Genomic DNA, 12,909 nt, shown 5'->3' on the forward strand with positions numbered 1-12,909 from the left:
ATGCACGCGCTCAAGCTGCCAGCCGAGGGTTCGAAACCACAGGACAAGTCGCACCCCAAACCGCGAAACAAGCCGCTGAACCGGCGGTTTTCGATCGCGGTCTGGCTGGCCTTGCTGCCGATGCTCCTGACCGTCGTGTTCACGTACCTGGGCACGATGGTCTGGACCGCGCGCGTGTCGCTCAGCAATTCGCACACGTTTCCGTCGAACGACTTCGTGGGCTTCACGCAGTACGTGCGGCTCTTTCACAACGACCGCTGGTTGACGTCGCTGCAGAACATCGTGATCTACGGCGCGTGTTTCATCATCGCGTGCATGGTGATCGGCTTGCTGCTGGCGATCTTTATCGATCAGCGCGTGGTCGCGGAAGGCGCGTTGCGCACGGTGTTTCTGTATCCGTACGCGATGTCGTTCGTCGCTACCGGGCTCGTCTGGCAATGGATCCTGAATCCCGCGCTCGGCGCGCAGCAGGTGCTGCGCAATCTCGGCTTCGCGCATGCGCACTTCGACTGGATCGTCGATCAGGACTGGGTCATCTACACGATCGTGATCGCGACCGTGTGGCAAGCTTCGGGCCTCGTGATGGCGCTGCTGCTCGCGGGCCTGCGCGGCATCGACGAAGAGTTGTGGAAAGCCGCGCGCATCGACGGTATTCCACGCTGGCGCGTGTACGCGAGCATCGTGGTGCCGATGCTCGGACCGTCGATCTCTACCGCGTTCGTGCTGCTGTTCGTGATGGTCGTGAAGCTGTACGACGCGGTAGTCGCGATGACGCAGGGCGGCCCCGGCACCGCGAGCGAAGTGCCGGCCAAATTCATCATGGACTATCTGTTCGGGCGCGCGAACATCGGCCTTGCGTCGGCCGCATCGATCGTGCTGCTCGCGACGGTGCTGGCGGTTCTCGCGCCGTTCTTCTATGCACGCAGCCGTGCGGCGCTGCGCGGGGAGAGAGGATGAACACGCTCGATTCCACGCTCAAAGGCGGCATGCCGCATCGCGCGCGCACGCGGCCCCGCCGCTCGGCGTTTTCGCCGGCACGCCTGGGCATCTACGCGTTTCTGCTCACCGCGGCGGCGTTCTTCCTGCTGCCGCTCTACGTGATGCTGGTCACGTCGGTCAAACCGATGAGCGAGATCCGCCTCGGCAATCTGCTCGGCTTGCCGATGCATTTCACGCTCGACGCGTGGAGCGCCGCATGGCAGTCGGCCTGCACCGGGCTCGATTGCAACGGCATTCGCGTCGGCTTCTGGAACTCGGTGCGTATCGTCGTGCCAAGCACGGTGCTGTCGATCATGGTCGGCGCGGTGAACGGCTACGCGCTGTCGTTCTGGCGGCCGCGCGGCGCGGGTCTGCTGTTCGGCGTGCTGCTGATCGGCGCGTTCATTCCAGTGCAGGTAATGATCTATCCGCTCGTGCGCGTGCTCGCGAGCGTGCATCTGTTCAGCTCGCTGCCGGGCATCGTATTGATTCATACGATGTTCGGCATGCCGGTGATGACGCTGCTGTTCCGCAACTACTACGCGTCGATTCCGCAGGAGCTGTTCAAGGCCGCGCGCATCGACGGCGGCAGCTTCTGGCGCATCTTCTTTCAACTGATGCTGCCGATGTCGACGCCGATCATCGTCGTCGCGCTGATCATGCAGGTCACGAACATCTGGAACGACTTCATTCTGGGCCTCGTGTTCGCTGGCACGAAGAATCTGCCGATGACGGTGCAGTTGAACAACATCATCAACACGACGACCGGCGAGCGGCTCTACAACGTCAATATGGCGGCGACCATTCTGACGTCGATGGTGCCGCTCGCGGTTTATTTCATTTCGGGCCGCTGGTTCGTGCGCGGCATCGCGTCGGGCGCCGTCAAGGGGTAGGGCATGGCAAACATGGCTAATACGATCGATGCAGCCGGCGTGCCGGGTGCGAGCGCGGACGCTGACTCCGACGCCGCGGCGCTCACGCATCGCGCCAATGTGGCGGTCCGCAATCTGACGATTCGCCTCGGTTCGAACACGGTGATCGAGAACCTCGATCTCGACGTGCTCGCCGGCGAGTTCGTCGTGCTGCTGGGACCGTCGGGTTGCGGCAAGTCCACGCTGTTGCACAGCATCGCAGGATTGATCGATGTCAGCGACGGCAGCATCGAGATCGCCGGCGAGGACATGACGTGGGCCGACCCGAAGGATCGCCGCATCGCGCTGGTGTTCCAGTCGTACGCGCTGTATCCGACCATGAGCGTCGAGCGCAACCTGTCGTTCGCGCTGCGCATCAACGGCACGCCGAAGGCGGAAATCGCGCGGCGTGTCGCCCGCGCGTCGGAGATGCTGCAACTGGGGCCGCTGCTCAAGCGCAAGCCGTCGCAGTTGTCGGGCGGACAGCGGCAGCGCGTCGCGATCGGCCGCGCGATCGTGCGCGAGGCCGACGTGTTCCTGTTCGACGAGCCGCTGTCGAATCTCGACGCGAAGCTGCGCACCGAACTGCGCCGCGAACTGAAGCAGCTGCATCACAGTCTGGGCGCGACGATGATCTACGTGACGCACGACCAGGTCGAGGCGATGACGCTCGCGACGCGCATGGCCGTGATGCGCGGCGGCGTGATCCAGCAGTTCGGCACGCCGGCTGAGGTCTATGCGCGGCCGGACAATCTGTTCGTGGCGACCTTCCTCGGCTCGCCGGCGATGAATTTGCTGAAGGGCGCGCTCGAGACGCGCGACGGCGCGCTTCACTTTTGCACTGGGCAGGTGCGGATCGACGTGTCGGCGTACGCGTTCAAGGGGGCGCCCGCGCAGGGCGTGCGCTGCGTACTCGGCGTGCGCGCCGAAGACGTGCATATCACGGAAGGCCCCAGCCAGCGCGCGAAAGTTTCGCTAATGGAGCCGATGGGCAACCACCGCGTGATCTGGCTCGACTATCATGGCGAACAGATCGCGTCGATCGATCAGACAAAAGCGCCGATTGCGGAGGATGACACCGTGGCGTTCTCGTTCGACGCCGCGCATGTCTCGCTATTCGACGAAGCGAGCGGCGCGCGCTTATAACGCCGCGGCGCGTCACGCGCAAAGCGGCTCGTCGAGACAGGCTTGATGGAGAACCGCGTGGCAACACTCAAGGACGTCGCGGAACTGGCCGGCGTGGGCATGTCGACCGCCTCACGAGCCATTTCCGGCAAGGGACCGATTTCCGCCGATGCCGCGGCGCGCGTGAAGGCGGCGATCGAGGCGCTGAATTTCCGCCCGTCGTCGATCGGCCGGGCGATGGCGACGCGGCAGCTCGGCATCATCGGCATCTTCGTGCCGACTTTCTTTGGTTCCTACTACGGCACGATCCTGAAACAGACCGACACGGAGCTGCGCGCGGTGGGGCGACATGTCGTGGTCGCGACCGGTTGCGGCGAGGTGTCGCCGCGCGAGCAGGCGATCGAGGCAGTGCGCTTTTTGATCGGCCGCGATTGCGATGGCGTGGTCGTGATCAGCCACGATCTGCACGACGAAGACCTGATCATGCTGCATGGCATGCATCCGAAGATGGTGTTCCTGAATCGCGCGTTCGAGCAGTTGCCCGAGGCGTCGTTCAGCGCGGATCATCGGCGCGGCGGCGAACTCGCGGCGCGCACGCTGCTCGATCACGGGCATCGCGACATCGCGGTGATTTCCGGGCCCGCTACCGCGTCGGACAACGTGATGCGGATCGACGGCTTTTTCGCCGAGCTCGCGCGAGCCGGCATTGCGCGCGACGACGTCACGCTGATCGAATCCGACTTTTCGCCCGAAGGCGGCTACGCCGCCGCGCAGAAGCTGCTCGAGACGCAGCGGCGCGTGACCGGCCTGTTCTGCGCGAACGACACTATGGCGGTCAGCGTGCTCGCGCGCTTTCACCAGGCGGGCATTTCGGTGCCGCACGACATCTCCGTGATCAGCTACGACGACGACTACTCGGCCGCCTACGCGGCGCCCGGGCTCACGTCGGTGCATATTCCAACCGCGGAACTTACGCAAAATGCGGTGCGCTGGCTCATCAACCAGTGTTACGGCACCACCTGGGAGATCTTGCGCGAGTTTCCGCTCAGCGTGACGATGCGCGAATCGGTCGGACCAGCGCCGATGCCGAAGAAAAATACGCGCGGCGCAAAGCGATAGAAGGGTTTGCCTAATCGTGGCGGTGCGATGCCTGGCGCGCGGACGCGCGCCGTGGCGGCTGTCGTATGCGGGCGGTGTGCAGATCTGCGAACGAACCAGGGGCGCGGCTGCCAACTATGCGCGGCGGAGGTTTTCCTTGAAGTCCAACGGATATTTCCGCGCGGTTTTTCACGCGCGGCAGGTGCGCTCATTCGCGTTTTCACTTGCGTATCGACGATCTTTTTCAGGCTCTCGTAATCCTCCGCAATAGTGCTTTGCGGTTTTCCCTGATTAAACTTGCTTCAAATTTCTTTACACTTGCTGGTAACAAATTGTTACGGGGCGAGTGTGATGTTGGTCATCTTTCTGATCGCCTGTCCGATCTGCATTGCTGCGCTGTTCGGTTTCGCGCGCCATGTGGACCCGCAGACAGGGCAATTCAAACGGTAGATCTTCTTCGCGCGTTTTTTTCCGCGGCTGCGCCGTGGAGATTTTCGCTTTGCGATTAACGTCCGTTAGTTTGTTGTGCGCTTGAAAGGAGCAATCGTTTGCGTTCTTTCGGTTTGCTTTCTCGTTTTCGTTTTCGTCAATAGCCCGTTCTCCCTTCCATAAGTCTTGCCTTGGCGCGCCGGTTCGCGGCACGATGCGCGATTACCTTCGTTTCAGGTCGGCATCGCGTATGCAAGATTCTCTGCAAAAAATGGCGGCACGTGCCAGCGTGCTGAAGGGCGTTCTTCCTTTGAGCCGGATTGCGGCGGCGCGCGAGGCGCTGGCCGGTGTGCAGCTTGCGTCGATGGATATTCCGCAGGTCCTCGGCTATGCGCGCATTGCCGGCATGCCGGCCGTCACCGGGCTCTACACGGTGTTCCTGCCGCTCGTCGCATTCGCGTTCTTCGGTGCTTCGCGGCATCTGGTCGTCGCCGCCGATTCGGCCACCGCGACGATCTTCGCGAGTCGTCTTTCGACAATGGCGCCCGCGTCGAGCGCCGAGTATGCGGCGCTCGCGGCGATGGTCGCGTTGCTGACGGCCGGGTTGCTGCTCGTCGCGCGCATCTTCAAACTTGGCTTTCTCGCCGATTTCCTGTCGCGTACGGTGCTGGTCGGCTTTCTTGCGGGCGTCGGCGTGCAGGTCGGCATCGCGATGCTCGGCGACATGCTCGGCGTGCCCGGACATGCGGCGAGCAGCGTGAAACAACTGCTGCTCGTCGTGAGCGACGCCGCGCAGATCAATCGGCCGACACTGGCGATCTCGCTGCTCGTGGTGACCGCGATTCTCGTCTGCAAGCGTTTCTGGCCGCGCCTGCCGGTGCCGTTGGCCGCGGTCGTCGCGGGCATTGCCGCGAGCGATGTGTTCGGATTCGCCGCGCACGGCATCTCCATCCTCGGACCGGTGGAGGGCGGATTGCCGCCGCTGCGGATTCCGTCGGTGACGTGGCAGCAGATGCTCGATCTCGTGCCGGTCGCGGCGTCGTGCTTCGTGATGATCGTCGCGCAAAGCGCCGCGGCGAGCCGGGTGTTCGCCGACCGCTATCACGAGCCGGTCGATATCAACGCAGACCTGCTCGGCATCGCGGCTGCCAATGCGGCGGCGGCGTTTTCCGGCGCGTTCGTCGTCAACGGCAGCCTGACGCAGACCGCGATGGCCGATCGCGCCGGCACGCGCAGCCAGTTCGCGCAGCTCGTGTTCGCGGCGGTCGTGGTGGTCGTGCTGCTGTTTTTCAGCCGCTATCTGCAGTATCTGCCGCACTGCATTCTCGCGAGCATCGTGTTTACGATCGCGGTCGGCCTGATCAATCTGCAGTCGCTCTTTTCGATTCGCCGCGAAAGTCCCGGCGAATTCGCGCTGGCTTTGTTCACGGCGGCGGCGGTCGTGCTGATCGGCGTCGAGCACGGCATTCTGGTCGCCGTCGCGTTGTCGTTGCTGCGTCACGTGCGACACAGCTACCGCCCCCACACGATGATGCTCGCGCCCAACGGCGACGGCATGTGGGTGCCGGTGCCGGCGGTGCCCGGCGTGGAGACCGCGCCGGGGTTGATCGTCTATCGTTTCGGCGCCGATCTGTTCTACGCGAACGATCATTTTTTCGTCGACGATACGCGCCGCCTGATCGATCACGCACCGAACGCCGTGCGCTGGTTCGTCGTCGATGCGAGCGCGATTACGGATGTCGATTATTCGGCAGCGCGCTCGGTGGGCGAGTTGTGCTCGGCGCTCAAGCGCAATGGGATCGAGGTGGTCTTTGCGCGGGTGAATCGCTATTTGCGCTCGGATATGGATCGGCATGGAATCACGCCGATCGTCGAGGAGCGCTGTATTTTCGGCACGCTGCATGAGGCGCTGAGCATGGCGGGAGTGGAGAATCCGCATGAGCAGGTTAAGGGAGCGCCATAACGGAGAGCGCTGGCTTCGCACCGAGGCGGCGCATGCCGTGAACACCGCCTCGGCGGGCAAATTGCTAGCAAACGTTGTCTGCGCCTCATTTGTTGTCGCTTGCCTCGATTATGCTGACCTTCCGCTTCGACTATCAGATATCGATTACAAGAAGATGAATAGATTCGATTCGTCCATCGAAACATATCTGTCCAGCATACACTTCGGTCATTTCGCGACCCAATCGATACAAGCCATCGCCGACCTATACACCTTTAAAGGCCTGGTACTGATTGCCGTGCTTTGGTGGATCTGGTTTCAGCAAGACGGGCGCCCCGAATGGCGGCGCGAAATAGTTCTCGCGACGCTTCTCAGCGGTGTCGTGGCGCTCTTCGTCGGAAGGCTGCTGGCTCACTGGTTGCCGTTTAGAGTGCGTCCCATCTATAGCGCCGAACTTCATCTGCAGTTCGCGAGCGGCGCGACCCAGGCTGCGCAGTTGTCAGACTGGAGTTCGTTCCCAAGCGATCACGCCATGCTATGGATGGCTATCGCCACCGGTATCTTCCTCGTGTGGCGGAGCATCGGCGTGCTGGCGCTTCTCTATACCGCGCTCTTCATTTGCCTTCCGCGGGCCTATCTCGGCTTTCACTATCCGACCGATTTGTTGGTAGGGGGCGCCGTGGGCATCGTGATTACCTTGGTCCTGACTCGAGATGCGATCCGCGCGCGCTACGCGACCCCGGCGCTGCGATGGATCGAACGCTATCCGGGACCTTCTGCAATGCTGGCCTTCATTTTGTGCGTCGAACTCGTCACGCAGTTCGAAGAACTGCGTGCTCTGGCGTGCGGAGTGTTCAAACATCTATGACCCGCGCGGAGCGCCACGGCGCATGCCGATATTCTTGAGGTTCGCTGGCGCCGCCTTTCAGTGAGCTGCGATTAGCGAGCACACTCTATTGCCATCTCATGCAATATTCTGTCTAATGAATTCAGAATAAAACGTCCGATTTATTCGGCTCGCTGACTTAGTCGACGGGGTTCACTTCATGTACTCTCTGCTGCCGCTCAAGGCCCAGGTGCGCCGTCACGCGCGAACGCTCGCCGGGTATTTTCCAGCTCCATTTTCACGCGACGAATCAAGCAGTGTCGACATCCTCGGTGTCACGACTCCGAGGCTGCTAAACGGGAACACCCTGCTGAACCTCAACTACGGCGAAGTGGACCACTTCACCGCCAAAACCCGCGCGACGGGCACGTTATTCGTCGCAATTGGCGATGACTTCGTGCGCGTCGCCACTTCGGTCAAAAGGCAAACCGGCGAGCGGGCCGTGGGCACGGTACTCGACCGCTCGCATCCCGGCTATCGGATGCTGCGCGGGGGGCAACCCTACACCGGTTACGCGACGCTATTCGGCAAGCAATACATGACACGGTACGAGCCGATCCGGGACAGTTCTGGCGAGGTAATCGGCGCGCTGTATGTCGGCCTCGACGTCAGTGAGGTGTGGAACCTGTCGATCGGAGCCAGAATCGCGCTGCTTACGCTGGCCGCCAATACCGTACTTCTGCTGGGCTATGGTCGGCTGCTGGAGGCAGTGATCCCCCCCGACCGATCGAGCCCGGGAGCGGAGTTGCCCGCTTTCCTGCAAACCAGGGTGATCGGCTTCGGGCTACTCGGCGCGCTGCTGGTCAGCGCGCTGGTCTTCGTGACGACCCGGCGCGGTCTTGGCATGCAACTGCTCGAAGCGAAGGCCGCCGCCGAAAAACTCGCGGCCGGCGATTTGACCGCGCAAGTTCATGTCAGCCGGCGCGACGAACTGGGCCAGTTGATGCAGGCAATGAACGGCATCAGTGTCGGTTTGGCCTCGGTAGTCGGCAACGTCCGACGTGCCTCCGATATGATCGCGCTGGGCGCGCGCGAAATTGCGGCCGGCAACGCGGAGCTTTCGTCCCGCACCGAGGCGCAGGCTGGCTCGCTCGAGGAAACCGCGTCGACGATGGAACAATTGACGGCGATGGTCCGCGCCAATGCCGAACGCGCTTCGCACGCCAACCAACACATCGCCTCGGCCTCCGATCTCGCGGTCAAAGGCGGCACCGTGGTGGGCCATGTGGTGACCACCATGTCGTTGATCCGCGGCAGTTCACACAAGATCGTCGACATCATTAGCATGATCGACTCAATTGCCTTTCAGACCAATATCCTGGCTTTGAACGCGGCCGTCGAGGCAGCACGCGCCGGCGACCAGGGACGCGGCTTTGCGGTCGTCGCCGCCGAGGTGCGCAGCCTGGCCCAACGTAGCGCCATGGCCGCCAAGGAAATCAAGGCGCTGATCACCGACTCGGTCGGCAACGTTAATGCAGGCGGCGAACTGGTCGACCAGGCTGGCCGGGACATGACCGAAATCGTCACGGCTGTCGATAGTGTGGTCACCCTGATGGGTGAGATTACCCACGCGAGCAACGAGCAAAGTACCGGCATCGGCGAAGTCAACCGCGCGATCGGGCAGATGGACGAGATGACCCAGCAGAACGTTGCCCTGGTGGAGCAGGTGGCAGCCGCGGCAGCCAGCATGCAAGAACAGGCGTCCACATTGGAAGATGCCGTGCAGGTATTTCGGCTGGTAGGCGGCGGGCAAACGGACATTCGCCCCATACGATGAGCGCTGCGCCCGAGTTGCACGCAGGCGTTTCTCGCACTTTCCTGCACTAGAATGGGTTATTGCCGACGTCGTAGACGTATCTGGTCGGCCCGATGTGCGGGATTCTCGTTGGAGGAATGCCATGCCGACTTACCGGTACAGGTGTGAGAAGTGCGGTGAGATGTTCGAACATGCCGAGCATCTTGCTGAACATGAAAACGCTCATCCGGCCTGCCCAAAGTGCGGAAGCGAGAAGGTTCTGCACATACCCACGCCATTTGTGGCGAAAACCTCCAGAAAGAGCTGAAACCTGTCTGACCGGGCGACGGAAAAATCCGGCCATTTGCGGCGGTTGCTCCATGCTTTCGCGCGGACATTCGTGCGCCGGTTCAGCCCTGCCGGCGGACCTTCGCTCGTCGATCCTCCCGTCGCCTGGTGGGATGCCGTATGCCGGTTGCCGACTGTGCGGCGCAGTCGAGTTCCGTAACCACATTTCTGTAGGCAATCCATCCGGACAGATGGCATAAGCCATAGGCGCTAATCGCGGCAAGTGGTCTCCACCTGGATCAAATGCACCGAAGCGACATGGACGAAATCCGCCGCGAATTTGAATAAGATATATAACGCGACAGTCACGTTCAATTGCGGCTTAACGAGCGGAATTGAAAAGGCATAGCTCGAGGAATTCGAATTGAAGAAGGCGCTAATTCCGCCAACTTGCGCGAGAGCTTCATTGCGACATACCAATTTTCGATTCAAACCCATTTTGTGAGGTCGAGATGAAGATCGGATTCGGTAGAGCATTCAAATCGCTAGACGTTGATCACCTGCTGTATGCGGACATCTGGAACCTGTTAGCAAGCACCAGACCAACCGCAAGCAAACCACACGGCGAGGGCACGTTCGCCGTTCCCTACCAACCCCTTGGAATTGGAGACTGGTATTGGTTAAGCCAACAGCCGGTGGGTGAAGAAGCCGTTTTTATCAAGGTGGCAGACCGGCTAATTGCGAAGTGGGGCGGGGCGGCAAAAGGTTTAAAGAGCTACACGTCGGACGTGACTGAAGTTCCGCCCGAACTCTTCGAAGGCGAAGTCGCCATGGCGACTTCGCACGTGGTAGCCGCAGGCGAGTCGGCTGATAAGGCGCGCGGATTCGACCCGAAGGCGCAGACGGTTTACACCCGCAAGGCACGGCGGGTCGCGAAGGTTTATTCGACAGCGGCCACCAAAGCGCGGCAACTCCTGTGGGGGCAAACGAGCGGCGACGACGACGCGGTCGAATTGGCCAACACGATCGCGGGACTGCTGATCAGCGAGGGAGGCGCCGACCGGGATAAGTCGGGAGGAGGCGTTTTCATGGCGACCTTCATGCTGCTCGACTTGATTGAGAAGCAAATATGCTATGGGCTAAGCGGCCAGTACTATACGTGGGCGTCGATGTTGATGCATGCCGGCGCGTCAGACGCGCAACCCGCTCCGGACGACATTCCAGGACGGAGCGCGAAACCAGGCCTCAAGCGTAAGATGGCAAAGCATCCGATGGCCGGTTTCGGAACGGTCAATATGGGGAAGTCGATAGCCCAGAATAACGCCAATGAGGCGCGGAATCGCGTCATTTCAATTGCGACTGCGTGGTTGGCTAATTACCTGGCCGAACACGACACAGAAAGCGACTATAAGTACGTGTTTATCAGGAGCCTGAACCGGGATGTCACGCCAAAAACGCCGACTCGTTTGAAATCCTATGCACATCTGCGAGACGTGAGCCGACTTGCGCTCCAGACTCGGGCCGTTTCAACCTCGTGCCTGCTCACGGGCAGCAAGACGAAGGAGATTGGGTATCTCGATGGGAGCGTGCAAATCTGGAAATAGACAGTGCGTGCTGCCAGATTGACGGCGCTCTTCGCTGGTATTGCGGTTGTCGGACTCGCATTGACGGCACGCACCGGTAGATTCAAGGCGTAGGCTGGCGTAAGAATGGATCATGCGCCGCGCGTTGAGCGTATTCTATGAAGCTTCGTGCCGAATTCGTCGGCAGGCGGTGAGGGTCCCATGGATACGACAGAGCGGATCATCAAGTGGCGCGATCAGCGGCATGTAGACGGTGTCGGCAGCGAACCGCGCAATCCGCTGCCCGCGGTGTGCGACGTATCGGTGACCAACGTTTGCAACGCGGCATGCGACTTCTGCGGGTTCTCTCGCGAGAAAAATCTGGCGGGGCCACGTCGCTATCTCGACCCTGATGAGTTCGCGCGCGCACTGCCGATCCTGCGCAGACGCCGGATTCGTTACATGACGCTGCAGGGAGGTGAGCCGCTGGTTCATCCCGAGATCGTATCGCTCGTGGCTTCGGCCACCAAGGCCGGCATGCAGTGCGGCGTGATCACGAACGGCTGGTTTCTTCCCCGCTACATCAAGCCATTGGTGGCGGCCGGCCTCAGGCGTCTGCTGATTTCCATCGATAGCGCGGACATGCGCGAGCATGAGCGCAATCGCGGTCTGCGCGGTCTCGAGGCCCGCATCCGCGACGGCATCATTCAGGCCCATAGCTTCGGCATCGAGGTCTGCGCATCGATTACGGTGAGCCGACTGGTCCGTTACGAGTTGCTTCCCGAGACGCTCAACCGCCTTGGCTTCGATGCCGTCGTTTTTTCCTATCCACGGCGCGATGCGTTTGGATCTACATCGCTTGTTTACGACGAAGAATCGAAACTCGTCGACCTGAACGCGGAAGAACTACTCGAAGCGTTGAGCGCAATCGCGCGCCTCAAGAAGCATTTCCGTGTCATGGACCCGAGCGCTGCGCTGGCCGAGGTCGCGCGTTTCGTGCGCGGCGAACAGCAACTGGTTCCATGCATCGGTGGCAGCAAGTACTTTTATATCGACTGGAACCTCGATGTTTGGCGTTGCGAGGCGTGGCCGGAGCCGATGGGCTCCGTCTTCGACCTCGACCGCCTGCCCGATCAACGGCAACCCTGCAATGACTGCATGATGGGGTGCTACCGGCATGCCAGCATTCTGATGCACGGTGCCGTCGCCGTGACCGACTCGGTGTACGCGCTGGGCAAGGGGCAGCTTCGGGCTGCTGTCGGCTTGTTGTTCCAGCGCAGCGTTGCGTATTCGCTGTGGGCGCTTTCAGTCGAAGAATTACCTCGGGCGGCGCTCAGTTCGTTCGCAAGACGGACTGGCGGACGCCGTTCCACGCCGCAAACTGAATGAGCTCGATTTCCGCGACTGAGGTCCCTGGGGGAGGCGGCTCGCCCATTCGACCGCCCGTCCGCGTTACTCGACCGGTGGAACCGCGCCGCCCGACAAGGTCTTGATGGGGGCTTTAGATGATTGCGGGCAAGCCGCTTTCACCGCCGAGCCCATCGGCCGTGCTCGGTATCGGAAGCGAGAAAACCGTCACTGGAGCGATTCCATTGCCTAAGATCAAGCTACGCGCTCCGTGAGGAAAGCACCGCGGCTCGCGAACGGCTTTATGGTCGCGCTCCCCTTTTTTCCGCGCGACTTTTCCACAAGGAGGTCACGATGAAATCAGAGGACAAGGGCGACGTGCGCGCTTTCGTGCAAACGGCCGAGCAGGGTGGCGAGCATGTCTGGGTGATCACGCTGGTCGACTTCGCGGCCCGTGAGGTCAAACGCTCGCTCGTTTCGGACGAGACGTATGCGACCTCCGCCGCTGCCAGAGATGCCGGCGAGGCTCACTTGAAGGCACTGGAGCAAGACCGCTAGGTCCGCGCACTGCCGCCTTGTTTTCGCGCGTGGACGTACTAACGTTGGAC

The 12,909-nt window shown here is 61.6% G+C and carries 11 protein-coding genes; all 11 read left to right on the forward strand.

Annotated features, from left to right (window positions below):
* Complete coding sequence (locus OKW45_RS03850) at window positions 1-957, forward strand: carbohydrate ABC transporter permease (protein ID WP_429466071.1); 957 nt, start codon at window positions 1-3, stop codon at window positions 955-957.
* Window positions 954-1,871: a carbohydrate ABC transporter permease gene (locus tag OKW45_RS03855; protein ID WP_429466073.1), complete on the forward strand. Its 918-nt coding sequence runs from the start codon at window positions 954-956 to the stop codon at window positions 1,869-1,871. The genes OKW45_RS03850 and OKW45_RS03855 overlap by 4 nt, the downstream gene beginning before the upstream one ends.
* 3 nt (window positions 1,872-1,874) lie before the next feature.
* Window positions 1,875-3,035 (forward strand): ABC transporter ATP-binding protein, encoded by a 1,161-nt coding sequence (locus OKW45_RS03860; RefSeq protein WP_018424851.1) that lies wholly within the window; start codon window positions 1,875-1,877, stop codon window positions 3,033-3,035.
* A gap of 45 nt (window positions 3,036-3,080) precedes the next feature.
* Window positions 3,081-4,133 carry a LacI family DNA-binding transcriptional regulator gene (locus tag OKW45_RS03865; protein WP_429466075.1) on the forward strand — a complete coding sequence of 351 codons (1,053 nt, stop codon included), beginning with the start codon at window positions 3,081-3,083 and terminating at the stop codon, window positions 4,131-4,133.
* 658 nt (window positions 4,134-4,791) lie between these two features.
* Window positions 4,792-6,504 carry a SulP family inorganic anion transporter gene (locus OKW45_RS03870; RefSeq protein WP_018424854.1) on the forward strand — a complete coding sequence of 571 codons (1,713 nt, stop codon included), beginning with the start codon at window positions 4,792-4,794 and terminating at the stop codon, window positions 6,502-6,504.
* 154 nt (window positions 6,505-6,658) lie between these two features.
* On the forward strand, window positions 6,659-7,351 hold the full coding sequence (locus tag OKW45_RS03875) for a phosphatase PAP2 family protein (protein WP_429469237.1): 693 nt from the start codon (window positions 6,659-6,661) through the stop codon (window positions 7,349-7,351).
* Window positions 7,352-7,529: 178 nt separating this feature from the next.
* Window positions 7,530-9,146: a methyl-accepting chemotaxis protein gene (locus tag OKW45_RS03880; protein WP_429466077.1), complete on the forward strand. Its 1,617-nt coding sequence runs from the start codon at window positions 7,530-7,532 to the stop codon at window positions 9,144-9,146.
* 160 nt (window positions 9,147-9,306) lie between these two features.
* The gene (locus tag OKW45_RS03885; protein ID WP_409339020.1) at window positions 9,307-9,432 is read left to right on the forward strand and encodes a zinc ribbon domain-containing protein; all 126 of its coding nucleotides are present in this window, start codon (window positions 9,307-9,309) and stop codon (window positions 9,430-9,432) included.
* Window positions 9,433-9,904: 472 nt separating this feature from the next.
* A complete protein-coding gene (locus OKW45_RS03890; protein ID WP_429466080.1) occupies window positions 9,905-10,996 on the forward strand; it encodes a hypothetical protein in 1,092 nt (363 codons plus the stop codon).
* Between the two features lie 180 nt (window positions 10,997-11,176).
* Complete coding sequence (locus OKW45_RS03895; protein ID WP_429466082.1) at window positions 11,177-12,343, forward strand: radical SAM protein; 1,167 nt, start codon at window positions 11,177-11,179, stop codon at window positions 12,341-12,343.
* Between the two features lie 312 nt (window positions 12,344-12,655).
* Window positions 12,656-12,859 (forward strand): hypothetical protein, encoded by a 204-nt coding sequence (locus OKW45_RS03900; RefSeq protein ID WP_018424860.1) that lies wholly within the window; start codon window positions 12,656-12,658, stop codon window positions 12,857-12,859.
* The last annotated feature ends 50 nt before the right edge of the window (window positions 12,860-12,909 follow it).

The organism is Paraburkholderia lebeckiae, assembly GCF_050436225.1.
GTDB lineage: Bacteria > Pseudomonadota > Gammaproteobacteria > Burkholderiales > Burkholderiaceae > Paraburkholderia > Paraburkholderia tuberum.

Coding starts and splice junctions, on each gene's coding strand:
- OKW45_RS03850 (WP_429466071.1), top strand. CDS start 1: ATGCACGCGCTCAAGCTGCCAGCCGAGGGTTCGAAACCACAGGACAAG.
- OKW45_RS03855 (WP_429466073.1), top strand. CDS start 954: ATGAACACGCTCGATTCCACGCTCAAAGGCGGCATGCCGCATCGCGCG.
- OKW45_RS03860 (WP_018424851.1), top strand. CDS start 1,875: ATGGCAAACATGGCTAATACGATCGATGCAGCCGGCGTGCCGGGTGCG.
- OKW45_RS03865 (WP_429466075.1), top strand. CDS start 3,081: ATGGAGAACCGCGTGGCAACACTCAAGGACGTCGCGGAACTGGCCGGC.
- OKW45_RS03870 (WP_018424854.1), top strand. CDS start 4,792: ATGCAAGATTCTCTGCAAAAAATGGCGGCACGTGCCAGCGTGCTGAAG.
- OKW45_RS03875 (WP_429469237.1), top strand. CDS start 6,659: ATGAATAGATTCGATTCGTCCATCGAAACATATCTGTCCAGCATACAC.
- OKW45_RS03880 (WP_429466077.1), top strand. CDS start 7,530: ATGTACTCTCTGCTGCCGCTCAAGGCCCAGGTGCGCCGTCACGCGCGA.
- OKW45_RS03885 (WP_409339020.1), top strand. CDS start 9,307: ATGTTCGAACATGCCGAGCATCTTGCTGAACATGAAAACGCTCATCCG.
- OKW45_RS03890 (WP_429466080.1), top strand. CDS start 9,905: ATGAAGATCGGATTCGGTAGAGCATTCAAATCGCTAGACGTTGATCAC.
- OKW45_RS03895 (WP_429466082.1), top strand. CDS start 11,177: ATGGATACGACAGAGCGGATCATCAAGTGGCGCGATCAGCGGCATGTA.
- OKW45_RS03900 (WP_018424860.1), top strand. CDS start 12,656: ATGAAATCAGAGGACAAGGGCGACGTGCGCGCTTTCGTGCAAACGGCC.